This window comes from Sphingobium fluminis (assembly GCF_037723805.1).
Taxonomy (GTDB): Bacteria; Pseudomonadota; Alphaproteobacteria; order Sphingomonadales; family Sphingomonadaceae; genus Sphingobium.
On record NZ_JBBJUK010000003.1, the window covers coordinates 353,329 to 378,594 of the forward strand.

General features: G+C 64.1%; 23 protein-coding genes. 20 read left to right on the forward strand and 3 right to left on the reverse strand.

Translation table 11 applies throughout. The annotated features are described in order from the left end of the window. Window positions 1-23: 23 nt before the first annotated feature. Window positions 24-761, forward strand: coding sequence for a proteasome-type protease (locus WG907_RS11070; RefSeq protein ID WP_340232824.1), 738 nt, complete (start codon window positions 24-26; stop codon window positions 759-761). Between the two features lie 427 nt (window positions 762-1,188). On the opposite strand, the gene WG907_RS11075 is transcribed toward WG907_RS11070, so the two are convergent. Then, window positions 1,189-1,911 (reverse strand): Crp/Fnr family transcriptional regulator, encoded by a 723-nt coding sequence (locus WG907_RS11075; protein ID WP_340232825.1) that lies wholly within the window; start codon window positions 1,909-1,911, stop codon window positions 1,189-1,191. Window positions 1,912-2,079: 168 nt separating this feature from the next. Here WG907_RS11075 and WG907_RS11080 point away from each other — a divergent pair, with 168 nt between their 5' ends. The 3 genes from WG907_RS11080 to trxB all read left to right on the forward strand — a co-directional run bounded on the left by WG907_RS11080 (window position 2,080) and on the right by trxB (window position 3,983). Then, window positions 2,080-2,385 carry a hypothetical protein gene (locus WG907_RS11080; protein ID WP_340232826.1) on the forward strand — a complete coding sequence of 102 codons (306 nt, stop codon included), beginning with the start codon at window positions 2,080-2,082 and terminating at the stop codon, window positions 2,383-2,385. 102 nt (window positions 2,386-2,487) lie between these two features. Then, a complete protein-coding gene (locus WG907_RS11085; protein ID WP_340232827.1) occupies window positions 2,488-2,691 on the forward strand; it encodes a hypothetical protein in 204 nt (67 codons plus the stop codon). A 329-nt stretch (window positions 2,692-3,020) separates the two neighbouring features. Then, window positions 3,021-3,983 carry a thioredoxin-disulfide reductase gene (trxB, locus tag WG907_RS11090; protein ID WP_340232828.1) on the forward strand — a complete coding sequence of 321 codons (963 nt, stop codon included), beginning with the start codon at window positions 3,021-3,023 and terminating at the stop codon, window positions 3,981-3,983. Window positions 3,984-4,002: 19 nt separating this feature from the next. Here trxB and WG907_RS11095 read toward each other — a convergent pair whose 3' ends face one another. Both WG907_RS11095 and WG907_RS11100 read right to left on the reverse strand, forming a co-directional pair. Then, window positions 4,003-4,293: an acyl carrier protein gene (locus WG907_RS11095; protein WP_340232829.1), complete on the reverse strand. Its 291-nt coding sequence runs from the start codon at window positions 4,291-4,293 to the stop codon at window positions 4,003-4,005. Window positions 4,294-4,319: 26 nt separating this feature from the next. Beyond that, complete coding sequence (locus WG907_RS11100) at window positions 4,320-5,324, reverse strand: GNAT family N-acetyltransferase (protein WP_340232830.1); 1,005 nt, start codon at window positions 5,322-5,324, stop codon at window positions 4,320-4,322. Window positions 5,325-5,374: 50 nt separating this feature from the next. On the opposite strand from WG907_RS11100, the gene WG907_RS11105 reads away from it, so the two are divergent. The 16 genes from WG907_RS11105 to WG907_RS11180 all read left to right on the forward strand — a co-directional run bounded on the left by WG907_RS11105 (window position 5,375) and on the right by WG907_RS11180 (window position 25,261). After that, window positions 5,375-6,922: an acyl-CoA ligase (AMP-forming), exosortase A system-associated gene (locus WG907_RS11105; RefSeq protein WP_340232831.1), complete on the forward strand. Its 1,548-nt coding sequence runs from the start codon at window positions 5,375-5,377 to the stop codon at window positions 6,920-6,922. After that, window positions 6,919-8,151 (forward strand): pyridoxal-dependent decarboxylase, exosortase A system-associated, encoded by a 1,233-nt coding sequence (locus WG907_RS11110; RefSeq protein ID WP_340232832.1) that lies wholly within the window; start codon window positions 6,919-6,921, stop codon window positions 8,149-8,151. The genes WG907_RS11105 and WG907_RS11110 overlap by 4 nt, the downstream gene beginning before the upstream one ends. A 132-nt stretch (window positions 8,152-8,283) precedes the next feature. After that, entirely contained in the window at window positions 8,284-8,931 is a 648-nt protein-coding gene (locus WG907_RS11115; RefSeq protein WP_340232833.1) for an XrtA/PEP-CTERM system exopolysaccharide export protein, read from the forward strand. A gap of 2 nt (window positions 8,932-8,933) precedes the next feature. Beyond that, window positions 8,934-10,454 (forward strand): XrtA system polysaccharide chain length determinant, encoded by a 1,521-nt coding sequence (locus tag WG907_RS11120; protein ID WP_340232834.1) that lies wholly within the window; start codon window positions 8,934-8,936, stop codon window positions 10,452-10,454. 13 nt (window positions 10,455-10,467) lie between these two features. Next, window positions 10,468-11,403: an AAA family ATPase gene (locus tag WG907_RS11125; RefSeq protein ID WP_340232835.1), complete on the forward strand. Its 936-nt coding sequence runs from the start codon at window positions 10,468-10,470 to the stop codon at window positions 11,401-11,403. 32 nt (window positions 11,404-11,435) lie between these two features. Beyond that, window positions 11,436-13,013, forward strand: coding sequence for a hypothetical protein (locus tag WG907_RS11130; RefSeq protein ID WP_340232836.1), 1,578 nt, complete (start codon window positions 11,436-11,438; stop codon window positions 13,011-13,013). A gap of 59 nt (window positions 13,014-13,072) precedes the next feature. After that, window positions 13,073-14,386, forward strand: a complete 1,314-nt coding sequence (locus WG907_RS11135) for an XrtA/PEP-CTERM system-associated ATPase (RefSeq protein ID WP_340232837.1) — start codon at window positions 13,073-13,075, stop codon at window positions 14,384-14,386. A 41-nt stretch (window positions 14,387-14,427) separates the two neighbouring features. After that, window positions 14,428-15,276 carry an XrtA system polysaccharide deacetylase gene (locus tag WG907_RS11140; protein ID WP_340232838.1) on the forward strand — a complete coding sequence of 283 codons (849 nt, stop codon included), beginning with the start codon at window positions 14,428-14,430 and terminating at the stop codon, window positions 15,274-15,276. Further along, window positions 15,273-16,343 carry a FemAB family XrtA/PEP-CTERM system-associated protein gene (locus WG907_RS11145; RefSeq protein WP_340232839.1) on the forward strand — a complete coding sequence of 357 codons (1,071 nt, stop codon included), beginning with the start codon at window positions 15,273-15,275 and terminating at the stop codon, window positions 16,341-16,343. Before WG907_RS11140 ends, WG907_RS11145 begins: the two co-directional genes overlap by 4 nt. A 62-nt stretch (window positions 16,344-16,405) precedes the next feature. Then, window positions 16,406-17,479, forward strand: a complete 1,074-nt coding sequence (locus tag WG907_RS11150; RefSeq protein ID WP_340232840.1) for a FemAB family XrtA/PEP-CTERM system-associated protein — start codon at window positions 16,406-16,408, stop codon at window positions 17,477-17,479. Beyond that, window positions 17,476-18,699, forward strand: a complete 1,224-nt coding sequence (locus tag WG907_RS11155; protein WP_340232841.1) for a TIGR03087 family PEP-CTERM/XrtA system glycosyltransferase — start codon at window positions 17,476-17,478, stop codon at window positions 18,697-18,699. Before WG907_RS11150 ends, WG907_RS11155 begins: the two co-directional genes overlap by 4 nt. Continuing rightward, window positions 18,696-20,234 carry an exosortase A gene (xrtA, locus tag WG907_RS11160; RefSeq protein ID WP_340232842.1) on the forward strand — a complete coding sequence of 513 codons (1,539 nt, stop codon included), beginning with the start codon at window positions 18,696-18,698 and terminating at the stop codon, window positions 20,232-20,234. The genes WG907_RS11155 and xrtA overlap by 4 nt, the downstream gene beginning before the upstream one ends. Window positions 20,235-20,245: 11 nt before the next feature. Continuing rightward, window positions 20,246-22,141 (forward strand): XrtA/PEP-CTERM system amidotransferase, encoded by a 1,896-nt coding sequence (locus WG907_RS11165; protein ID WP_340232843.1) that lies wholly within the window; start codon window positions 20,246-20,248, stop codon window positions 22,139-22,141. 409 nt (window positions 22,142-22,550) lie between these two features. Then, window positions 22,551-22,673 (forward strand): type II toxin-antitoxin system CcdA family antitoxin, encoded by a 123-nt coding sequence (locus tag WG907_RS11170; protein WP_445326803.1) that lies wholly within the window; start codon window positions 22,551-22,553, stop codon window positions 22,671-22,673. A 108-nt stretch (window positions 22,674-22,781) separates the two neighbouring features. Next, the gene (locus WG907_RS11175) at window positions 22,782-24,131 is read left to right on the forward strand and encodes a sugar transferase (RefSeq protein ID WP_340232845.1); all 1,350 of its coding nucleotides are present in this window, start codon (window positions 22,782-22,784) and stop codon (window positions 24,129-24,131) included. Further along, complete coding sequence (locus WG907_RS11180) at window positions 24,131-25,261, forward strand: glycosyltransferase (protein WP_340232846.1); 1,131 nt, start codon at window positions 24,131-24,133, stop codon at window positions 25,259-25,261. Before WG907_RS11175 ends, WG907_RS11180 begins: the two co-directional genes overlap by 1 nt. Window positions 25,262-25,266: the final 5 nt, after the last annotated feature.

Consider the following 25,266-nt stretch of genomic DNA (forward strand, 5'->3'; position numbering starts at 1 on the left):
ATGTTTTCGGGAGCCGGTGGGCGATGACTTATTGTGTAGCGGTGCGCGTGAACCAGGGGCTGGTCATGCTGTCCGACACCCGCACCAATGCGGGCATGGATAATATCGCGCGCTTCCGCAAAAGCTTCACCTATCAGGTGCCGGGCGAACGGGCGATGACGCTGATGTGCTCGGGCAATCTGTCGATCACCCAGGGGGTGAAGGCGGCGCTCAGCCGGAAGATCAAGGATTCGCAGCTCGATCCCGATATCGAGACCATCCTCAATTGCGATACGATGCACCGCGCCGCCGAACTGGTGGGCGGCGAAATGCGCGCGATGCAGGGCCGCTATCGCGAGAGTATCGAGATGGACGGATCAGGCGCCAGCGCGTCGATCATGATCGCGGGCCAGCGCAAGGGCGGCAAGCCGCGCCTGTACCTGATCTACTCCGCCGGCAACTTTATCGAAGCGACCGCCGAAACGCCCTTCTTCCAGATCGGCGAGCATAAATATGGCAAGCCGATCCTCGACCGGATTATCCGCCCCGAAACCACACTGGAGGACGCGACCAAGGCGGTGCTGGTGTCGATGGACTCGACCCTGCGGTCCAACCTGTCGGTCGGCATGCCGCTGGACCTCACCGTCATCGGACGCGACCAGTTCGACTTCCGCGTCCGCACCCGGATCGAGGCCGATAATGAAGAATTCGCGATGATCTCCCAAAGCTGGAGCGCCGCGCTCCGTAAGGGGTTCGAGGATCTGCCCAACGTACTGGATTGAAGCGGGCAGGGGCTTAGGGCATCGCGCCTCAAATCGGGATCGCCTCTCCTCCGTTCGGGCTGAGCCCTTCGACTGCCTGCTTGCAGCAGGCGCTCAGGATAAACTTCACTAAAAAGTGAAGTCGAAGCCTTCCACTGACCCCGGACTTGATCCGGGGGAAGTGAGCTTCGCCTCCGCTCAGCAGGGCCCCCTTCGACTTCGCTCAGGGCGAACGGCTCACATTTTACACACTAACCTCTAGCGACAGATGGCGGCCCGCTTCGTTAAACGCCACTGTTCCCCGGCGAACGCCGGGGCCCAGGGCCGGATGAAGGGCCCTCCGACTCGTCCGCACCCTCACGGACCACGGAACGTGCCCATCGCAATCCAACACCCGATACATCCAACACAGCGCGCGCCTGACACCAGCCTAGGCTATCCGCCCCGGTCAACTCGCCACGCGCAGCCTGCGGTGGAGATAATTTTCGTCGAATCCGGCGATCTGTATGAGCTTGGCGGGGTCGGTGATCAGCAGGCTGCCTCGCTCCAGTGTCATCGTTCCGCTCAGCCTCAACGCCTTGAGCACCCGGTTGAGGTGAACGGGCGTCATGCCCAGCGCATCGGCCAGCAATAGCTGCGACAGGGGCAGGGCGAATTGCGATTCGGTGGTCAGGCCGATATTGCGCGCCCTAAGATACAGTTCGCACATAAGATGGGCGACGCGCTCGATGCTCTGCCGCCGGCCCATGCTGGTGATCCAGGCGCGCATAATGCCCTCGTCGACAAGTTGCGACATGTACATCGCCTTCGCCACGGCGCGGCGCTCGTCGAGAATCGCATCCATATCCTGTCGTTCGATGGTGGCGACGAGCGCCGGGGTGATCGTCTGGATACTATGATCCATCTCGGCGAGCAGCGCGATGTGGAGATCGCAGCAATCGCCCGGCATCATGAACGCCAGGACCTGCCGGGCGCCGCTCGGCAGAATTTTATATCGGCACGCCCAGCCTTCGAGGATGACGAACACCGGCCCCGGCCGGTCCCCCTCGCGAATCAGGTCGCGCCGTGCCGCGAATTTTCGTGGCGTCGAAGTCGCTGCGGCAAGGCACTCTATATCGTCGGCGCCTAACGGCGCGAAGCGCTCAATCTTGTCGATGAAACGGTTGGCCATGGGACCACCTTCCCATGAGACAGAATATATAAACATTGCTCAATGTTATAGTCGAATGTTGATATAAATGATGGTTGTTTCGGACGATCCTTCTAAAGATGGGCATTGGTCGGCGCGTGATCAGGCTCCGCTGGCTGGAGACGATCCGCCTGACCCGGAGTTGCTGCGATGGTCGATCCGACCTTTAACGATAATGACGTTTCCGGGGTCAATGGACATTGGGTGGGGGCGGACGCTCATGGTCACGCGGCCCTGCTGCTCGTGGAAAGCCTCATCCACGCGCTGCTCGCGCGCTCGGTCATCAGCGTCGAGGATGCGGTGGAGATCGTAGCGGTCGCGGCCGAGGTCAAGGAAGCGATCCAGGATGAAGCCGGTGCCTCGCCGGCTACCACGGAAAGGTCGCTCCGGATATTACGGGAAATCCGTGCCAGCCTCGCTATTGACCTTCCCGAAGACCTGTCGCCCTTTAATTAAACAGCGGCAATAATAGAGATCTACCCAAAAGCATGATCCATGTTGCACATCCTCTATGGCGTTTGCGATATCCTGATCGCGGTATAGGGGAGGGCAATCAGCGTGACCGATCTCAATTCGATTACCGATTATATCTCTCGCGAAAAGCGCGCGCGCGAGCTTGCGGAGTCCGCAAAAACCCCGGAAATCGCGGCGATCCACCTCGAAATGGCAGCGCGTTATGCCGGATTGATCGCGGCGCCGACGAAAAACCTGTTCAGCCCGAAAAATAACGCCCAGGTGAACCAGTCGTCGCAACGGCCCTGAGTTTTTTCGCGCTTCCCTGCCGATGCATATCGGCGCAAGCGTTGCCGCTTTCCGATATTGCCCTGTCCTACACACTGCCTGTCGTGCGATACCCGCTCACGCCGGCTCTTTTTCCTCGTCCGCCAATTTTCATCCACTTTCCGATAATTTCACCGCCAAGCAATAAATGGGCGAAATGTGCGGGAATAGTGAGAAGTTAAGCCGGCTTCGGCCCGTGCACCCCTCCTTGATGGCGCACCTTCACAGCCACCAAGCAAATCCTTCGCTTGGCGCGCGCGGTCGCGCCACCTATCTCCCCCTCATCACGAATCGCCCTCAAGAAAGCTGCCATGACCGCCACTCATTCGACCCGCATGCTGATCCTGGGGTCCGGCCCCGCCGGCCTTTCCGCCGCCATCTACGGCGCGCGCGCGGGCCTCGCGCCGATCGTGGTGCAGGGGATGCAGCCGGGCGGCCAGCTCACCATCACCACCGATGTCGAAAATTACCCGGGTTTCCGCGACGTCATCCAGGGACCCTGGCTGATGGAACAGATGCAGGCGCAGGCCGAACATGTCGGCGCGCAGATGCTGTACGATCAGATCGTCGATGTCGACCTGTCCGAACGGCCCTTCCGTATCAAGGGCGACAGCGGCAAGCTCTATATCGCCGATACGCTGGTCATCTGCACCGGGGCGCAGGCCAAGTGGCTCGGGATCGAGGGGGAGCAACTGCTCCAGGGCAAGGGCGTTTCCGCCTGCGCCACGTGCGACGGCTTCTTCTATCGCGGCAAGAAGGTCGTCGTCATCGGCGGCGGCAATACCGCCGTGGAAGAGGCGCTCTACCTCACCAACCACAGCCATGACGTGACGCTGATCCACCGCCGCGATTCGCTGCGCGCGGAAAAAATCCTGCAACAGCGTCTGTTCGCCCATCCCAACGTCAAGGTCCTATGGAATCAGGCGGTGGAGCGCTTCGTCGGCGGCGGCGATCCGGTGGGGCTGGTCGGCGTCGACCTGGTCGACACGGTGACCGGCAAGTCGTCCCACATCGAAACCGACGGCGCGTTCGTCGCGATCGGCCACTCGCCTGCGACCGAATTGTTCGTCGGCAAGCTGCCCACCGAGGATGGCTATCTGCTCGTCGACAAAGGCACCAGCCACACGGCGATACCCGGCGTTTTTGCGGCCGGCGACGTCACCGACAAAATCTATCGTCAGGCGGTGACGGCAGCTGGGATGGGTTGCATGGCGGCGCTCGACGTCGAAAAATTCCTGGCCGAAGCGGATTTCGAGGCGATCGCGGCGGAATAATCCGCCTTAGGCCAAGGACTTACGCCCCAACCTTGATGCGAGCGAAGTCGGCCAGCGACCCGAATGTCTCGAACGTATCGCCGTCGATATCGTCATCGTCGATCAGGATGCCGAAGCGATCCTCCATCTCGGTGAGCAGGCCCGCCACCGCCATGGAGTCGAGTTCCGGCAGCGCTCCGAACAGCGGCGTCGCCGCCTCGAACGCGTCGACCCGATCCTGCGGGATCGCGAGCACGTCGCGCAACAACCCGCGCAATCTGGTTTCGATATCGTCCGTCCGGTCGACCGGCTGAGTGATGTGCGCCCGCATGATTGCGCTGATTAATCACTCAATGCTCAACCTACAAGCGCGGAAATCGCGGTGCGCGCCGCCGGAATCCAGCTCGACGCGAAGCGCGGATTGAAACAGTCGACCCGATGGAGCGTCTGCCGCGTTTCCATCCAGTCCGTCTTGTAGGGGTTGTCGCCGGTGCCATAATCGATGGTCGCGACCTGATCGACGTCGATCGCGTGGCGGAACATCGCGTGGCTGAGCAGGGTGCCAGGGGACCCGTCGTCATGGGCGCGGTCGTGCGAAAGCTTGTGGATGAGCGCTACGCCGTTTTCGACCGTCCACAACTGCGTCGCCACGGCCCGCCCTTCGCGCCGGGCGAATCCCAGTCGAAGCGATCCGGCCTTGCTTTCCCGCGCCGCCAGCCCGCGCAGGAAAGCAAGGCCGGGCTCCGGCTCTTTCCAGCTGCGGGCATGGACATTTTCATAATCGCGCCACAGCGCGTCGGTCACCCGGTCGGTGATGCTGATGTCGAGGCTCTGGCCCTTTCCCTTGCGCCTGACGATATTGCGCAGCCTGCCCGGCCGGGTCGCCCAATAGGCCGCGAAATCCCGTCCGTGCAGATGAAGCAGATATCGGCCGCCGAGCGGACGTTGCACCGAGAACCAGCCGGCGCGGCGGAACGGCGCCGATAATGACGCTGGCAGGGCGACGGGATAAAAATCGATCTGGGCGCAATCGCGAGCGAGACCGCGCGCCAGGATTTCGAGCAAGCGATCCTGCGCCGCCGGATCGGGTGCGTCGAGGAATATCGGCCGCCAGGCGAAGCTGTACCAGTTGGCGAGCGCCGAGAGCCGTCTGCCGGGCTGCTCAGTAAGAAACATCCACGCTTCCGCCCCGCCGTCCGCGACCTGGACAATCCTTAATGGCCGATCCGCCAGACAATCAGCATGCAGCGCCGCATACCATTCCAGCCGGTCGAACAGGCAAATGGCGCGCGCGCGATCGAGCCGACCGGCCAATGCCGAGCGCGTCTCGTCGATGCTGCGATATTCCCTTGTGACCGGCAAGCCACTATCTCCCCGAACGGATGGTTCGCGCATAAGGGAAAAGTCTGGATATGGCGTTAAGCGGACCTGAGCGTTCCGGGGCGGCGACGATCGATGGTGCAGTGGTGCGTCCGATCGACCACATCCTGCTGAGAGAGGATAGCTGGCGACCGGCGCTGGACGGGCGGTCGGGCAGCAAGGACTTTGCCGGGCTGGAAGAGATGCTGGGCCGGCTGGCCGGCTGGCTGGCCGGCTTTGGCTTGGAGCGTGGCGCTCGCGTCGCCAGCTGGATCGCCAAGGGGCCGGTCGCCGCGCTGATGCCCCTCGCCGCCCCGCGAGCGGGGCTGGTCCATGTGCCGGTCAATCCGCTCCTCAAACATGGTCAGGTCGCGCATATTTTGGCGGATAGCGGCGCTGTGCTGCTGATCGGGACCGCAAGTCGCCTGGCGACCCTTGCTCCGCAGGACGTGCCGGCCGCTTGCCGGCTGCTCCGCGAGGATGACGCCGCCTGTGCCATGAGCGGCGGAACGGCGCTTGCCCCGTCCAGCGCGAGTCCCGAAGATCTCGCGGCGATCCTCTACACCAGCGGATCGACCGGCCGGCCCAAGGGCGTGATGCTGAGCCACGCCAATCTGTGGCTCGGCGCGGTCGCGGTCGCCGATTATCTGGGCATGACGCCGGACGACAGGACGCTATGTGTGTTGCCATTCAGCTTCGACTATGGCCAGAATCAGCTATTGTGCACGTGGATCGCAGGAGGATGCGTTTACCCGCTCGATTATCTGACGCCACGCGACGTCATGAAGCTTGTGGACCGGCGGGACATCACGACGCTGGCGGGCGTGCCGCCGCTGTGGGTGCAACTGACCGAACTCGACTGGCCTGCGGAAATCGCGATGAAGCTCAGGCGGCTCACCAATAGCGGGGGCGCGCTGACCCGACCGCTGATTGCGAAATTGCGCGCGCTGTTTCCCCAGGCAGACCTCTATCCGATGTACGGGCTGACCGAAGCCTTCCGGTCCACCTATCTGCCGCCTGCTCTGGTCGAAACTCATCCCGACAGCATGGGGTCCGCCATTCCCTTTGCGGAAATCCTGGTCGTGCGGCCCGATGGCAGCCTGGCGGCTGACGATGAGCCGGGCGAACTGGTGCATTGCGGCCCGCTGGTGGCGCAGGGCTATTGGCGCGACGCGGCGCGCACCGCCGAGCGATTTCGGCCAGCGCCGCCCGCGTCGCGCTATGGCGGGACGGCGGTCTGGTCGGGCGATACGGTGCGGCGCGATGCCGACGGTCTGTTGTATTTCGTCGGGCGCGATGACGCGATGATCAAGTCGGCGGGCAACCGGATCAGTCCGACCGAGATCGAGGAAGCGGCGGTGACCGTCGAGGGGGTAGCGGAGGCTGTGGCGCTGGGCATTAAGGACGAGCGACTGGGGCAGGCCGTCCTGCTGCTCGTGCGCGGGCCAGACCCCGATGTCGCCCCGGCGGTCGAAGCACGGCTGAAAGCCGACCTGCCCAACTTCATGCAGCCGCGCCGGACGGTTGTGCTTGCCGAATTTCCGCGCAACCCCAATGGCAAGATCGATCGAGTCGCGCTGGCCAGGGAGTATGCGCCATGAAACCCATGGGACCCATTCCTCCCGCGTTCGTATCGGAAGAAGGGATGCTGCTGATCGGCGGTTGCGGCGCGGCCAGTCTGGTGGACGAGGCGGGGGATACGCCCCTGTTCGTCTATGACATGGATATCGTCGCGGCGCAGGCCCGCCATTGGCGCGCAGCGATGCCGGACGCGCTTGACCTTCACTACGCCATCAAAGCCAATCCCTACGGGCCGCTGCTAACCCGGATGACCGATCTGGTGGACGGATTCGATATCGCGTCGGGCGGCGAGCTTCAAATGGCGCTCGACGCCGGCATGGCGCCGGACCGGATCAGTTTTGCCGGGCCGGGAAAGCGCGATGATGAACTGAGCGCCGCTATCTTTGCCGGGGTTACGATCAATCTCGAATCGGAAGGCGAGGGGCGGCGGGCGCTGGCCATTGCGGAAAAGCTCGGCAAGACGCCGCGCCTCGCCGTGCGGGTCAATCCCGACTTCGAGTTGAAGGGGTCTGGCATGCGCATGGGCGGCGGGGCCAAGCCGTTCGGCGTCGACGCCGAACGGGCGGCCGGTTTGGCCCGCGACATAATCGCAGGCGGTGCCGACTGGCGCGGCTGGCACATTTTCGCCGGGTCCCAGACGCTCGACCCGCTCGCGATCATCGAGGCGCAGGCGGCGACGATCGGACTTGCGGCCCGCTTGTCCGATGCGGTCGGGGCTACACCGCCGCTGGTCAATCTGGGCGGTGGCTTTGGCCTTGCCTATTTTCCTGGCGACGTGCCGCTGGAGATAAGCCAGATCGGGGAGGCGCTCGACAAGGCGCTGGAATCACGGCCCGACAGCCTGAAGGAAAGCCGTTTCGCCATGGAGCTGGGCCGATGGCTGGTTGGCGAATCCGGGGTTTATCTGACGCGCGTGATCGACGTGAAGACGAGCCAGGGCGAGACCTTCGTCGTGGTCGACGGTGGTTTGCATCACCAGTTGGCGGCAAGCGGCAATTTCGGCACAGTGGTTCGCCGCAACTACCCGATCGCGGTCGCCAACCGCTTCGGTGCCGCCCCGGCGGATGACGCCGTAACCGTCGTCGGGTGCCTGTGCACCCCAATCGACCGGCTTGGCGACAGGGTAGCGCTGCCCCCGGTACAACCCGGCGACCTGATCGCCATTTTCCTTGCCGGGGCCTATGGCGCTTCGGCCAGTCCGGCCGCTTTTCTTGGTCATCCAAGTCCTCGCGAACTTTTACTTGGCTGATTTGCCGGGAACTTAACTCCTAACGGTATCTTTACCCTTTGGCGGCATGAAGAGGCCTGAAGCCATGTGCTCCGGGTCTGCCTCGCCTCTTGCGCGGCCCTTTGCGCATGGCGGCACTAAGAGGTGAAGATCATGCGTTTCTTGACGGTTTCCAGGCTATTGATCGGCGCGTCCATGCCTGCGGTGGCGCTTTCGGGCTGTGCCTCGTCAGGGGGCACGGGTCCGCAATTGCCACCGGCATCCTTCGTTTCGACACAGGAGGGGCCGGGCGAGGAATATATCATCGGCCCGCTCGATGATCTCACCATTTTCGTTTGGCGCAATCCCGAGCTGGGCGCGAAGGTTCAGGTCCGCCCCGATGGCCGGATCACCACGCCGCTGATCACCGACATGCCGGCCGTCAACAAGACGCCAAAAATGCTGGCCGACGACATCAAGATCGCGCTGTCGCAATATATCGAAAACCCGCTGGTATCGGTCATCGTCAACAATTTTTCGGGCACGTTCAGCCAGCAGGTGCGGATCGTCGGCGCGACCGAAAAGCCAGCTTCCATTCCCTATCGCGCCAACATGACGCTGCTCGATGCGATGATCTCGGTCGGCGGTCTGTCGCAATATGCGGCCGGCAACCGGGCGCGGCTGGTGCGCTTCAACAGAGCGACGGGCAAGCAGACGGAATATCAGGTGCGCCTCGGCGACCTGCTCAAAAAGGGCGACAGCAAGGCGAATGTCCTGCTCCAGCCCGGCGACGTCATCATCATTCCAGAAAGCATGTTCTGATCATGGCGGGACTATACGACGAAGCGATGCTGGTCCTTCACGGCATCTGGAGCCGGCGTTGGATCGCGCTGGCCGTGGCGTGGGGCCTGTGCATGCTGGGCTGGCTCGGCGTCGCGCTCATCCCCAACAGCTATGAATCCAAGGCGCGGGTCTATGTGAACACCCAGTCGCTGTTGCAGGACAAGGTGGGCATCACCCAGGTCCAGTCGCAGCAAGACCTCGATCGCGTGCGCCAGACTTTGGCGAGCGCGGAAAATCTGGAAAAGGTGGTGCGCGACACCGACCTGTCGCAGACGGTATCGGGTCCGCGCGACATCGCCGCCAAGATCACCAAGCTGCGCGAGAATATCACCGTGATGGCGCAGGCCGATCCCAGCATGATCGACATCAGTGCCAAGTCCGCCGACAGCGGCCTGTCCGATGGCGCGAATGCCAAGATCGCGCAGCAGATCGTCCAGAAACTGATCGACATCTTTCAGGAAGAAAATCTGTCGGGCGACCGCAACGAAACCAAGCAGAGCCTGGCTTTCCTCGACCAGCAGATCGCGGTGCGCAGCCGTCAGCTCGCCGCCGCCGACCAGCGCCGCGTAGATTTCGCGCAACGTTATGTCGGCCTGTTGCCCGGCGCGGGCTCCATCAGCCAGCGCATGGACGCGGCCCGCACGGAGATCGCCAGCATCGATTCACAACTCGTTCAGGCGCAAAGCGCGCTTTCGGCGATGAACGGCCAGCTTGCCGGCACGCCCGCGACCCTGCCCGGCGTCAGCGTCGGCGGCGGGGCCTCGCCTTTGGCGCAGGCGCAGGCCGATCTTGCCGGCATGCGCTCGCGCGGCTGGACCAGCAGCCACCCCGATGTGATCGCGGCGCAGCGCCAGGTCGATGCCCTTCGCAAGCTGGGGGGCGGCGGCGGTGGCGGCGCGGGCTCGACGCCCAACCCCGCTTTCCTGTCGATCAAGTCGATGCAGGCCGATCGCGCCGCGACCGTGCAGGCGTTGCAGACGCGCAAGGCGCAGCTACAATCCGACCTCAATGTCATGACGTCGAAGCAAGTCTCCGAACCGGGCATCGTGTCGGAGCAAGCCAAGCTCGACAATGATTATGACGTCCTCAAGACCCAATATGACAAGCTGGCATCGGACCGCGAGGACCTGCGTCTGCGTGGCGAGGTGAAGACCGAAACCGGTTCGGTCCAGTTTCGTGTCATCCTGCCACCCAGCGTTCCAACCGCGCCGGCCGCACCGAATCGCCCTCTGTTGTTGCTGGGTGTCCTGATACTGGGCATCGGCGCTGGCGTCGGCGTGGCTTTCGCGATCGGCCAGCTCAAAGGGACCTTCCCTACCGCCGCGCGGCTCGAACGGGCGGTTGGCGTACCGGTGATCGGCGCGATCAGCCAGACGCTGAACGCGGGCCAGCAGGCGATCGAAAAGCAACGCATGAAATGGTTCGCAGGCGCGAGCGCGGGTCTGGCGGCGGTGTGCCTGCTGCTGATCGGCATCGAATTCATCCAGCGCGGCATGGCCTGAGGAAACCGATAGCATGACCAAGCACAGCTCCATCTCCAAGGGATCGCTGCTCGAAAGAGCGACGCAGCTCTATGATTTCAACGCCGCGCTGCGGGGGCGCGCGGCTCCGACGGTCGAGGTGCCGGCCGATGCGCCGCCACCGGTTCCAGATTATGCGCCACCCGCTGCTTTCATTCCCCTGCCGGAAGCTACGCCCTATGCCCCCCGTGCGTCTGACTGGACCGGACGGATGCAGCTCATCGATCGCGATAAGCTGGCCGAGGGCGGCTTCATCCTGCCCGATGGCGCGGTCACGGCGCTCAGCGAAGAGTTCCGCCTGATCAAGCGCGACCTGCTCGCACTGCTCGCGGGACAGGAGCGTGGCAACCGCATCCTCCTATGTTCGCCTCATAGCGGCGAGGGCAAGACCTTCTGCGCGATCAATCTCGCACTCAGCCTTGCCGCCGAAAAGGATCGCGAGATTTTGCTGGTCGACGCCGACCTCGGCAAGCCGGGCATTCCCGAAGCTCTGGGCCTTATACCGGGACCCGGGCTGATGGATGCGCTCGCCGATCCCGCGATCGCGATCGAGGACTGCGTGCTGCGGACCGACATTCCTTCGCTGTCCGTGCTGCCTGCCGGGCAAAGGAGCAACAGCGATACGGAACTGCTGGCCTCGTCGCGCACGCAGGCGCTGCTTAGCCGGCTGACCGAGGGACGGCCCGATCGGATCATCCTGTTCGATTCGCCACCCTTGCTCGCGGCATCGGCTGCCGCCGTGCTCGCCGCCAATGTGGCGATTGCGCTGCTGGTGGTGCGCGCCGACCGGACCGCCGAGAGCGCGCTGCGTGACGCCGCCGGAATGCTGAAGGGCGGGGCGCAGGTTCAGCTGTTGCTGAACGGAGTCACCTTCTCGTCCAGCGACCGCCGATTCGGCACCTATTATTCCAAAGGGGATATCCAGTCATGAACGTCCGGCATCTTAAGCCGCGGGCGTCGATAATGACGCTCGCCACGCTCATTCTCGCGGCTGGGACCGTGCCCGCCCACGCGCGGTCGGACGACGACAAGCGCCTGGAGGTCACGCCCTATATCGGCATCGATCAGGTCGTCATGGCCCCACTGAAAGGCGGCGGCGATGTCCTGACCTACACTAACCTGAGCGCCGGCGTGAATATGGAAGTGCAGAACCGCCGGGTCGAGGCCGCCGTGGATGTCGAATATAATCACAGCTTCGGCTGGGGCAGGCAGGCGACCGATCAGGACGTGATCAGCGGCGTCGGCCATGCGCAGTTCAATGTCGCCCGGGGTCTTTCGATCCAGACCGGCGCGCTCGCGACGCGAGTCCGCACCGATGGCCTGTCGGGTGCAAGTCCGCGCAACGACAGTTTCACCAGCCAGGTCTATAGCGGTTATATCGGCCCGTCCTATACGACCAAGGTCGGCGACATCGATGTCAACGCATCCTACCGCCTGGGCTATGCCAGGGTGGAAGATGATTATAACGCCAACGCCCCGGGCGTGCCCGCCGGTGGCTCCTTCGCCGACAGCTGGTCGCATGCTCTGACGGGCTCCGTCGGTTTTGGGCCGGGCACGATCCTGCCGGTCGGGCTGGTCGCAAGCGCCGGCTATGCGCGCGAAGATGCGAGCGAGCTCGACCAGCGGTTCGAGGACAAATGGGGCCGCGTCGATGCGACCCTGCCGGTGTCGCATACGGTCGCGCTCGTCGGCGGTGTCGGCTATGAGGAAATCCAGATCAGCCAGCGCTCGCCGCGCCTCGATGTCAGCGGCGCGCCGCTGATTTCCAACGGTCGCTACGTGACCGACAAAAGCTCGCCGCGAACGCTCATCTATGATGATGACGGCATCATCTGGGATGCGGGTGTGCTCTGGCGGCCGAGCCACAGGACATCGTTGGAGGCGCGGGTCGGCGAACGCTATGGCTCGATGACCTATTCGGGCAGCTTCATCTGGCAGGGGCAGAACAGCTCGGTCGGGATCATGGTCTTCGACGGGATCGACAGCTTCGGCCGCCTCATCACCTCCAATGTCGCCGCGCTGTCGGGCAGCAGCTTCAATGTCGCGCGCAATCCCTTTACCGGCGACATGACCGGCTGCGCTTTCTCCGTCAGCGGCGGCGGCCAGTGCTTCAACGACGCGCTGAGCGGCATTACCGACGCCAATTTCCGCTACCGGGGCGTGGCCGCGCAATATTCCGCGCGGCATGGGCCGTGGGGCTGGGGTGTTGGCGCCGGCTATTCGCAGCGCAAGTTCATCACGCCATCCGGGCAGGTAGTGTTCATCCGCGGATCGAAGGATCAGAACTGGTACGGCAACGGGTCGGTCACCTATACGATCAACGATAGATCGAGCATCGATACGGTCATTTACGGCAATTATTTCGACGCCAGCGGTGATCGTCCGGACGTGCTGAACGCGGGCACGTTCACCAGCTACAATACCGGCCTGACCCGTCGACTATCGGCTTCGGCCTCGGTTGGTGTCGATGGCACCAAGGCGGACGATTTCGATACGATCATCAGCGCGATGGGCCAGGTCGGCCTGCGTTACAGCTTCTAAGCATTGCCGCGCCAGGTCCGCCTCTTGGAGGGGTGGGCCAGCCGGGTGGAGACGACGAGATGTACGATCAGTTCTACGGATTGCAGGGTCGCCCTTTCCAGCTTACCCCCGACCCGCATTTCTATTTCGAGAGCGCGACGCATCGCAAGGCTCTGTCCTATCTGGGCTATGGCCTGGCCCAGGGCGAGGGCTTCATCGTCATCACCGGCGATGTCGGCGCCGGCAAGACGACGCTGGTCGGGCACCTGATGGAAACGATCGATCCGGCGCGGCTGACCGCCGTCAAGATCGTGTCGACGCAGGTTGAGGGCGATGACATGCTGCGCCTTGCCGCCCAGCATTTCGGCCTTGCCGTGGACGGCATGCCCAAGGCGCAGATATTGCATCGGATCGAGGGCTATCTTCATGCGCAGGCGCGCGCGGGACGGCGCACCCTGCTGATCGTGGACGAAGGGCAAAATCTGCCCGTATCGGCGATCGAGGAATTGCGCATGCTCAGCAACTTCCAGCTGGGCGGCCAGTCGCTGCTCCAGATATTCCTGCTTGGCCAGCCCGAGTTTCGCGATTTGCTGAAGTCGCCCCAGCTTGAACAGTTGCGCCAGCGCGTGATCGCCACCCATCATCTCGATCCGATGATGGCGCATGAGATCGAGCCCTATATCCTGCACCGCCTGTCTTTGGTCGGCTGGGCCGGCAATCCCGGTTTCACCCCGCAAGCCTTCGCCGCGATCTATGCCGCCACGGCCGGCGTACCGCGTCGCGTCAACGCGCTGGCAAGCCGGGTCCTGTTGATGGGCGCTATAGATCAGCTGTCGGAAATCGATGACGAAGTCGTTGCGGCGGTGGTCGCCGATATGGGCATCGATAGTGACGCCCGGCCCGATCCGGTCGCGCCCTCGATGCTCGATTCGGTCGGGGAGCCCGAACCCATGTCTGCCGGACCGGCTGGGTTCGCCGAACCGCAGCCGGAGCAGGATAGGCCTCAAGCGCTGCGCGTGGTCCATTCCGGGGATCGCGCACCGTTCGACATAATCGCCGATCCTGTCTCGAGGCCGGTCGATATGTCCGAGCCAGCCTCGTTGGATGCCCCCAGCTCGCAAGTCACGCCGCCGGAAGTTCTGGAGGAACTCGCTGCGCTGCGGACGGAACTCGCGGAAATACGCGCGCAGGCAAGCCAGCCTCCGATCGTGGCTACCCCGGATATTGATATCGATGCTTTACAAGATCATCTCTCCACGATGGAGGAGCGGCTTGGCGGCATCGAATTGCGCGCGCGGGAACAGGATGCGGCGCTGCGTCGGGTGCTGACCCTGCTTGTCGACTGGGTGGAACGCGAAGAGCGCATGGTCGACGGACGTCAGCACGCCGCCTGACGTCGGTTGCGGGCTCGCCCGCGCGCGGCAATGCTGAGGATATGATGCTGAACGCTCTGTCGGTCGATGTCGAGGACTGGTTCCAGGTCGGCGCTTTCGAGCGCACGATTCGCCGTGGCGACTGGGATGGCCTGACCCATCGGGTCGAGCGCAATACCGATGCGGTGCTCGCGCTGTTCGCGGAAGCCGACGTCAAGGCGACCTTCTTCACGCTGGGTTGGGTGGCGGAGCGCTATCCCGCGCTGATGCAGCGCATCGCCTCTGCCGGGCATGAGATCGCGAGCCATGGCTACGACCATGCCCGTGTCTTTACCTTTACCCCGGACCAGTTTCGCGCCGACCTCCGCAAGGCGCGCGCCATCCTTGAGGATGCAAGCGGGCTCGCGGTCACCGGCTATCGCGCGCCGAGTTTTTCGATCGACGCGCGCACGCCATGGGCGCATCTGATCCTCGCGGAAGAGGGCTATCGCTATTCGAGCAGCGTCGCACCGATCCGGCACGATCATTATGGCTGGCCTGAATCGCCACGCTTTGCGTGGAAGCCGGTCGAGGGCGCCGCGCTGGTCGAACTGCCGGTTACGACGGCAAAGTTTGGCAGCAGGACGCTGGCGGCCGGGGGAGGGGGCTTTTTCCGCCTGTTGCCCTACGCCTTTTCCCGTTGGGCGATCCGGCAGGTGAATGAAGAGGCGCAGCGCCCGGCGATCATCTACTTCCACCCGTGGGAAATAGACCCCGGTCAGCCGCGCGTCGCGGATGCGCCATTGCGGTCTCGGCTGCGGCACTACAGCAATCTGTCGGTCATGGCGGCAAAGCTGCGCCGTTTGGCGGAGGATTTCGAATGGACGCGCGTGGATGCGCTGGCCGATCAGGAAGCGGACCGGGCACCATGAGGATGGGCAATCATGCGGCCCTTTCTACAGTCATGCTCAATCTCGATGACGATGATCAGGCCGAAGCGGTGGACGCGTTCGTCCTAGCCCATCCGCAGGGCACGCCCTTTCATCGGTCGGCGTGGATGATCGCGGTAGAGCGCGCAACCGGCAACCGCTCGCATATGCTCGCCGCTGTCGGCCCTTCGGGCAGCATTCGTGGCGTCCTGCCATGTCATCATGTCCAAAGCCGCTTATTCGGGCAGGCGCTGGTTTCCAGCGCCTTTGCCGTGGGTGGTGGCATCCTGGCGAATGATCCGGCTGCCGTCGCCGCGCTCGCATCGGCGGCGCAGGATCTGGCGCGGGCTAATGGCGATTTGCCCGTCGAACTGCGCGGTGGGCCTTCGCCGGCCGCCCCATGGACGACGCGCGTCGGCGAGCATGTCGGCTTCTGCCGTCAGCTGGCTGCGGATGACGAGGCTGAACTGTTGGCCGTGCCCCGCAAACATCGCGCTGAGTTACGCAAGGCGCTGGCCAACCCGGCGCTAAGGGTCGAACATGGCCGCAGCGCGCGTAATCTGCGCGATCATTATCGCGTCTATGGAGAAAGCGTCCGCCACCTGGGCACGCCGGTTTTTCCCAGAAGACTTTTTCAGGAGGTATTGCTCCGATTCGGCGAGGATGCGGACATCACTCTGGTATATGATCGGGATAAGCCGGTTTCCGCAGTACTCACACTGTATCATCAGGGCCGCGTCATGCCCTTCTGGGGTGGCGGCGTCGGCGATGCACGCCGACTGAGATCGAACGAATTGATGTACTACCGGCTGATGGCGCATGGTCGCTCCCGGGGCATGACGCAGTTCGATTTCGGTCGATCCAAGGCGGGTAGCGGTCAGGCGGCCTGGAAAAAGAGCTTTGGCTTCACCGCGGAGCCGCTCGCCTATCACGACTGGTCGCCGTCAGGCGCAACGCGCGACATCAGCCCGCACAGTGCGCGATATCAATGGCGGATCGCTTTGTGGAAACGCTTGCCGCTGCCGCTCGCCAATCTTTTCGGCCCGCTGATATCGCGCGGCCTAGGGTGAAACGGATACCATATCTTCAGCCCTTGCGCTCTATGTCGTGACGGGTGTGCAAGGAACCTGACATGAATGCCGTTGCCGACCTGTCGATCATCATCGAAGAGGCGCGACTGGATGACGCACAGGCCGTCGCGCAACTCGACGCCTGGGTCTGCGCCCATCCGGCCTCGACGCCCTTTCATCGGCCGGGATGGATCAGGGGCGTAGAGGCCGGTACGGGCCAGAAGGCGCATCTGCTGGTCGCGCGCCGGACGTTCGGCGAGATCGTGGGCGTGCTGCCGCTGACGTTCATCCGGTCGGCCCTGTTCGGGCGGGCGCTGGTGGGCAGCGGCTTTGCCGTGGACGGGGGTATCCTCACGACCCATCACCGGGCGGCGACCGCGCTGGCCGAGGCGGCATGGACGCTGGCGTCGCGGCTGCGATGCTCGACTTTGGAACTGCGCGGCGGCGACGCGCCCGAGGGGGCGGCGTGGGAGAATAAGGCCGACGCCTATCTCGGCTTCTCTCGACCGCTCGCCGCCGATGACGAGGCGGAACTCAAGGCCGTGCCGAAGCGCCATCGTGCGGAAATCCGCAAGGGTCTGGAAAAGGGCCTGACGTTCGAGAGCGGCCGGACAAAGAGGCTCCGCGACATTCACTACCGGCTCTACGCGCACAGCGTCCATAATCTGGGCACACCGGTATTTCCGCGCGCTTTGTTTGACCGGATGATGGACCAGTTTGGCGACGATGCGGATATTGCGCTCGTGTCGGAGGATGGCACGCCCCTGTCGGCGGTGATCAGCTTTTATCACAATGGCGCGTGCATGCCCTATTGGCATGGCGCGGCCGAGGGCGCCCGGGCGATTCGGTCCAATGAGGTGCTGTATTTCCTGCTGATGCGGCAGGCGCGCGAACGCGGCCTCACCATTTTCGACTTCGGCCGGTCTAAGGTCGGGACGGGGCCGGCCGCCTGGAAAAAGACATGGGGCTTTGCCGGCGAGCCGCTCGGCTATCATCTGCGCACCGCGCCGGGCCATGAAACGCGCGACGTCAATCCCCTGTCGCCGCAATATCGGCGCAAGGTCGAGCTGTGGAAAAAAATGCCGGAATCGCTGGCGACGCTGATCGGGCCCTATATCGCGCGGGGCCTTGGATGACGGGCGAGATCCTCTTCCTCTGCCATCGCATCCCGTTCCCGCCGGATCGTGGCGACAAGATCCGGTCGTTCCATCTCTTGCAACGGCTCGCTGAGATCGCCCCGGTCCATGTCGGCTGTTTTGCCGACGACTCGCGCGACATGGGCTTTGCCGACGAGATGGCCACGCTTACCGCCAGCCAGTCGGTCCTGATGCGCGACCGTTCGCGCATCGTCGCAGGCCTGAGCGGGCTCATGCGGCAGCAGCCGCTGCTGGTGGCGCTGTTCGATCATCCCGCACTGCATGCGTGGGTCGTGAAAACGCTGGCGGAGCGGCCCATCGCCGCAGTCGTCGCCTATTCGGCGCAAATGGCCCATTTCGTGCCGATGCTGCCCCCCGATATATGTTTTCTCATGGATTTCGTCGATTTCGATTCCGCCAAATACGCCACCTATGGCAAGCAGGGGTCCGGCCCGATGGGTTGGATCAACCGCCGCGAGGGCCGGGTCCTGCTCGACTTCGAGCGCGCCGTGGCCGCGCGCGCGAATGTCTGCACTTTCGTGAGCGAAGCCGAAGCCGCGATGTTTCGCGCGGCGACGGACGAAGGTGCGGAAAAGATCGTCGCGATTAGCAATGGCGTTGCGCTCGACTATTTCGATCCGGCCGCGTCCTTCCCCGCCATCGACCATGGCCAGGGTCCCTTGCTCGTCTTCACGGGACAGATGGATTATCGGCCCAATATCGAGGCTGTCGAGAGTTTCGCACGAGAGACATTACCGGCGATCCGCGCGGTGCATCCCGATGCGTGGTTCGCGATCGTCGGGCGCAGTCCCACTAGGGCGGTGCAGGCGCTAGGGCGACTGCCGGGCGTGATCGTGACCGGCGGCGTACCCGATGTGCGGGGTTGGCTGGCGGCCGCTGATGTCGTCGTCGCACCGCTGCGGATCGCGCGCGGCATCCAGAACAAGGTGCTTGAGGCGATGGCGATGGCGCGGCCCGTCGTGGCTTCGCCCGAAGCAGCCGAAGGGATCGACGCGATCGACGACATGCATCTCCTGATTGCGGCCGATCCGCCAGAGGAAGCGCGCAAAATCTGCGCCCTGCTCGCAGATCCACAGCGCGCTGGCGCGCTGGGGCGCGCGGCGCGGCTGCGCGTCGAGGAACGCTATCGCTGGTCGACGACGCTGCGCGCGCTGCCCGATCTGCTGTTCGGAGCGTCAGCTGGCAGCCGCGCGGCATGATCGGCAGCGCGCTTGCCCGGAGCCGTTTAACCGTCGCGCGGGATCTTGACGGGTGGCGCGGGCACCTGACGGCGCTTGGCATCGTCGCCTTCGCTATCCTTGCCCTGTTCTTTGCCGATCTGCGCGACATGATGTCGATCTGGTGGAATGCGTCCACCTTTGGCCACTGCCTGTTCGTGCCCCTGCTGATCGCATGGCTGGTGCAACAACGCCTGCCGGGCCTTCGTCAGCTTGAGCCGGTCGCGTGGACGCCCGGCCTCCTCTGGCTCGGCCTTGGCGCACTGGCCTGGCTGGTCGGCGCGGCAGCCGGAGTCGCTATGGTGCGGCAAGGTGCGCTGGTGGTGATGCTGCAAGGCGCGACGATCGCACTGCTCGGCCCAGCCGTGGCGCGCGCGCTGACGTTTCCGCTATTCTACGCCTTCTTCATGGTGCCTGGCGGTGACGAGATCGTACACTATCTCCAGTTGCTGACGGCCAAGCTCGCCATGGTCTTCCTCGCGCTCGCCGGCGTGCCCGCGCATATCGAGGGCATCTTCATCACTACGCCGACCGGCTATTTCGAGGTGGCGGAGGCCTGTTCCGGCGCGAAGTTCGTGATCGCGATGACGGCCTATGGCGTGCTGGTGTGCAATGTCTGCTTTCGTTCATGGCGGCGTCGCATCCTGTTCATGGCCGGGGCGCTGGCGCTGTCGGTCCTCGCCAACGGAATGCGCGCCTTTGCAACGATCTTGGTCGCGCATCTGACGACTGTGGATGCGGCGGTCGGCTTCGATCATGTCGTCTATGGCTGGGTATTTTTCGCGATCGTCATGATCGTCGTCATGGCGGCAGCCTGGCCGTTTTTCGACCGCAAGCCGGGCGATCCCTGGTTCGACCCTCGCCGGCTACAGGGCACAGCGAGGCGCGGCGCGCACCCGGGCACGGTTGCGGGAGTGGCGCTGGCGCTGGTCATCGCCGCGCCGCTCTGGCTGGGCGCGAGCGCCGCGGCGAGCGACCCACTGCCGCCGAGTCTTGCGCTCCCGGCCATCGGGGGATGGACGCGCACCGCAGAACCGTCAGCCTATCCGTGGAAGCCCCGTTTCGACGGAGCCGATCATTTCGTCATGGGCCGGTATCGCAATGCGCGGGGGCAGATCGTCGACCTCGCTATCGCCACCTATGACCGGCAGGAGGACAAGCGCGAAATCGTCGGCTTCGCACAAGGCGCGACCGATCCCGACAGCGAATGGACATGGTCCTCGCCCGCGCCCGCGCCCGATTTTGCGCGGGGGGAGCAGATCACGGCGCCGGGGCCCGTCGTCCGCCATGTGGTGAGCTTCTACATCGTGGGGCAGGGCGAGCCCACGGGGAGCAAGCCCACGGTCAAGATCGAGACGATGAAGGCCCGCCTGCTCGGTCGCGACCAGCGCGCCGTCGCCCTGCTGGTCTCCGCCGAAGAGCGCGAGGGGCGCCCGTCCGACGCGGCGATCGCCGCTTTCCTCGCCGATCTGGGCGATGTGAAGGAATTGGCTGACCGCAGCGCGGGCATCCGCTAGAGCCTGATGCCATGTGCGGGATAGCGGGCATTTTCCACCTTGAGACGGCCAAGCCGGTCGATCCCGCGCGCGTGCGGGCGATGCTGGACGTCATGCCGCATCGCGGGCCGGACGGCAGCGGCATATGGACGGCGCCGGGCGTCGGCCTTGGCCATTTGCGGCTCTCGATCATTGACCTTGCGACCGGTGCGCAGCCGATGTTGACGCCCGACGACAGCCTCGCCGTCACCTTCAACGGTGAGATCTATAATTTCGCGGACGTCCGCGCCGAACTGGAAGCCAAGGGCCACGTCTTTCGCACCAACAGCGATACCGAAGTCATTCTCCACGGCTATCGCCAGTGGGGCGAGGAATGCGTGCAGCGCTTCACCGGCATGTTCGCCTTCGCCCTGTTCGACGCGCGGGCGCAGTCGCTCTGGCTGGTGCGCGACCGGCTCGGGGTGAAGCCGCTCCATTATGCGCCACTATCGGATGGCAGCGTGATCTTCGGATCGGAACTCAAGGCGCTGCTCGCCCATCCGCTGCTGCGCCGCGCGCCGGACCTGACCGCCGTCGAGGATTATATGGCCTATGGCTATGTCCCCGACGATGCCTGCCTGGTAGCGGGTGTAAGGAAGCTCGGCGCGGGCGAGACATTGCGCCTGGTGCGCGGCCGTCCGCTGGGCGTGCCGCAGCGCTATTGGGACGTCAGCTTCGCCGACCGGACCAAGGCGTCGCCACAGGCGCTGGAGGAGGAACTGATCGCCCTGATGCGCGACGCCGTGCGATCGCGTATGGTGTCGGACGTGCCGCTCGGCGCGTTCCTCTCGGGCGGTGTGGACAGCAGCAGTGTGGTTGCGCTGATGGCGGAGGCGTCGAACCAGGCGGTCAAGACCTGTACGATCGGATTCGATGTCGCCGCGCTGGACGAGAGCGCCTTTGCCGACCGCATCGCCCGGCGGTTTGCGACCGACCACCGCTCGCGCATCGTGTCGCCCGACGATTATGGCCTGATCGATCGCCTCGCCTTTCACTTTGACGAACCCTTTGCCGACGCCTCCGCGCTACCCACATTTCGCGTGTGCGAGCTCGCGCGCGAGCAGGTGACGGTCGCCCTGTCGGGGGACGGCGCGGACGAGGCGTTCGCGGGATATCGCCGCCATCGGTTCCAGATGCAGGGCGAGCGCTTCCGCGCGCTGGTCCCGGCCTCGATCCGCCAGCCTTTGTTCGGCACGCTGGGCAAATATTATCCCAAGGCCGACTGGGCGCCCCGCGCGCTGCGAGCCAAATCCACTTTCCTCGAATTGGCAGGCGAAGGAGGCGAAGCCTATGCCGCTTCCGTCGGCATCACACCCTTCGCCCTGCGCCAACGCCTGTTCACTACGGACATGCGCGCAGGATTGCAGGGCCATCGGGCCGAGGACCGCTATGTGAAGACGATGGCCAATGCGCCGGCGCGCGACGCGCTCGACCGCGCGCAATATGCCGACATCCGTCATTGGCTGCCCGGCGATATCCTTACCAAGACCGACAGGATGAGCATGGCCGTCAGTCTGGAAGCACGCGAGCCGCTGCTCGACCATCGGCTGGTGGAATTCGCAGCGCGATTACCCGTCAACCAGCGCATTCGCGGCAACAGCGGCAAATATCTGCTGAAAAAGGCGATGGAGCCCTATCTGCCGCAGGATATTCTCTATCGCCAGAAAATGGGCTTCGTGACCCCGATCAGCGCCTGGTTTCGCGGCGCGCTGGCGGGGGAGGCGGCGGCGGTCGCCGGCGGATCGACGCTGGCGAAGACCGGCTGGTTCGACACGAAGCTGCTGGGAAAGCTGGCGACTGAACACAAGTCCGGGGTCGCGGATCACGGGCGGCTGTTGTGGCAGCTAGTCATGCTCGACAAGTCGCTGGGGCGGCTGTTCGGATCGTAGGAGTGCCATGATTGACCATCGATTGTTTCTGCTCCGAATGTTGCGTCACATTATAGCTGGAGGCGATATCTCCAACCAAGAACTGGATGCCGCAATCACCGACCCCGCCGCATTGGGCGGCGACGAGCGGAAAGCATGGTCGGCGCTAAGCCATTGGGCGGACGATGAGGATATCCGAGCCACCAAAGCGAGCTATGGGGGGATGCGCCGGGAGCAAATGGCCAGTTTGTTGAGTGCAATGGAGGCAGGGTCGGATTAGCCCTGTTTGCTTACAATCCATGCCCGTGCGCTACACATGATGGTGAGGTCCGAATGACGAAGGCAGGCATATCAAGCCAGCAGACAAATATGTCGCCGGACATCCTTGACCGCGCGCACGCTCGATACTTGCCCAACAGGCGAGAGGCGCTTGACGGAACAGTTTGCAGAAACAAGTGCCGCAAGCTGGCGGGCCGAAAACGCCGATGCCATCGCCTCGTCCAATGCCTATGTTGAACGCCGTGGCCTGCCGCTCCGCCGCCCCACCAAATAATCCTCTCTTGATATGGGAGCGCCATGATCCACACGCCACTTGCGCTCCGCCCTTGCCGGTGCCAACGCAAGGTCCAAATATGGGCGCGCCAGTGACACTCCACCTGCCATGACAGTCTCAAAAGAAATCGTCCGGCTACGGCTTTATCTGCTGTGCCTGACCGGGGACATGGCGGGGCTGTTTCTGTCCTTCCTTGCGGCCAATTATCTGGTGCTGGGCGCGCTGTGGGGGGAGCCGGGCAAGCCCCATGGCCTTATCATGTTCGCCATGCTCGCGCCGCTCTACGCCATTCTGGGTGTGCAGGGTGGCGCGTACGGAATCCATAGTTTCGAGAATAGCCGGCGAGGCATCGTCCGCGCGTTGCTGGCGCTGGCGCAGGCCGCGCTGCTGATGTTGCTCATCATCTATTTCGGCAAGATCGCGGAGAAGCTGTCGCGCCTCACTCTGTTGATGGGGCTTGGCTTGTCCGCCGTCGCCATCACATTGGTGCGTTTCGCCATCGCGCGGCTTGGTGTGACGCTGCTGGGCGAAGTCCCACATCTGACCGCCGTCATCCTGGATGGCGTGGCGATATCCACCGCGCCGCATATGACCGTGATCGAGGCGAAGGCTGCCGATCTGCACCCCGAACGCCACGACGCCGCCATGGCCGAACGTCTCGCCGCCGCCGTCGGCATGGCCGAGCGAGTGATAGTCGCCTGTCCGCTCGACCGGATGGACGACTGGTCGATCGCGCTCAAATCGCTCGCGGCGCGGGGCGAGATCGTCGTTCCCGAGCTGCTGCGCTTCGCGCCGGCGCGGATCGACGAAATGGATGGTCAGCCGACCATAGTCGTGGCGGGCGGGCCGTTCCAGTTTCGCGATCGCATCATCAAGCGTCTGTTCGATATCACGGTCGCGGGAGCGGCCAGCATCCTGCTGTCGCCGGTGCTGATCGCCGCCGCGCTCGCGGTGAAGCTGACGAGCCCCGGCCCGATACTGTTCCGCCAGCCGCGCATCGGCCGCGATGCGCGCGCTTTTTCGATTCTTAAGTTCCGTTCGATGCGCAGCGACGTCACCGACCTGAAGGCCGACCGGCTGACCGCGCGCGACGATGATCGCCTCACTCCGGTGGGTCGATTCCTGCGCAGGACCAGTATCGACGAGTTGCCACAGCTCTTCAACGTGCTGATCGGCGATATGAGCATCGTCGGCCCGCGTCCGCACGCCGCCGCGGCGAAAGCGGGCGACAGTCTTTATTGGGAAGTCGACGCCCGCTATTGGGAGCGTCATTGCATCAAGCCGGGCATGACAGGGCTTGCGCAGGTAAGGGGCCACCGGGGCGCGACCGACCATCATCAGGATCTGATCGACAGGCTCCAGTCGGATCTCGAATATGTGACCCGCTGGTCGATTCTGCGCGACATCCGCATTATCGTGGCGACCATCGGTGTCCTCGTCCACCACAAGGCGTATTGATGGACCGGGTCGACATCCTTCTTGGCCTGATTCTGTTCGTCTCGCTGATCGCCGTGGCCTGGCCTTTCCTCATCTATCCGCTGGTCCTGCGCCGCCTGCCGACCCGGCCGGAACATCCGGCATCCGGGCAAGCGTTATCGGCATCGCTGCTTTTTTGCGCCTATAATGAAGCCTCGGCGATGCCGGAAAAGCTTGCCAATCTGGTGATGCTGAAAGCGCGCCACCCGGCGCTTGAAATTCTCGCTTTCGACGATGGATCGAGCGACGATACCGCCGTGCAGATCGGTGCGATCGGGGATGTCATGCTGGTGCGGGGGCCGGGGCGCAGCGGCAAGGCCCATGGCATGAAGCAGCTCGTGGCGCGCGCGACCGGCGACATCCTCATCTTCACCGACGCCAACGTGCTGCTGGATGCGAGCGCGATCGACAATCTGCTGGCGCGCTATGCCGATCCCGGCATTGGCGGCGTGCTTGGCTCGCTTCACTATATGGGGCAGGACGAATCCGCGACGGCGAAGGTAGGTTCGCTCTACTGGCGGATCGAGGAGCGGCTGAAGGATGAAGAATCGCGCACCGGCAATGTGCTGGGCGCCGACGGCTCGATCTTCTCGATCCGCCGCCCGCTTTATCCGGCCTTTCCCGACGATGTGCTCGATGACCTCACCGTGTCCATGGCGGTCATTTTCGCGGGGTATCGGCTGGTGAAGGCAAAGGATGTGATCGCGCGCGAGCGGCTCGTCACGGCGCGAAAGGACGAATATCGCCGCAAGGTGCGGATAGCGGCGCGCGCCTGGCATACCCACCGGCATTTGCGGCCGCAACTGGCGCGCATGGGCCGGCTCGACCGCTTCAAATATGCCTCGCGCAAGATCGTGCGCTGGTTTGGCGGGCTATTCATTCTCAGCGGCACGATCGCGGCCGGCGCGCTGGCGATGCGGGTCTCGCCGATGCTCTATATGGGTGGCGGGCTGGCGCTGGTGTTGGTCATCTGGCTCGGGTTACGGCGCAGGGGCGGGCCTTTTGCGGCGCTTGTCGATATATTGATCGCTTATGCAGCGACCTTGCAAGGCGTGGCGCAGGCGATGACGGGCCGCACCTTTACCGTGTGGAATCCAGCGAAGTCGCGCTGATCCCC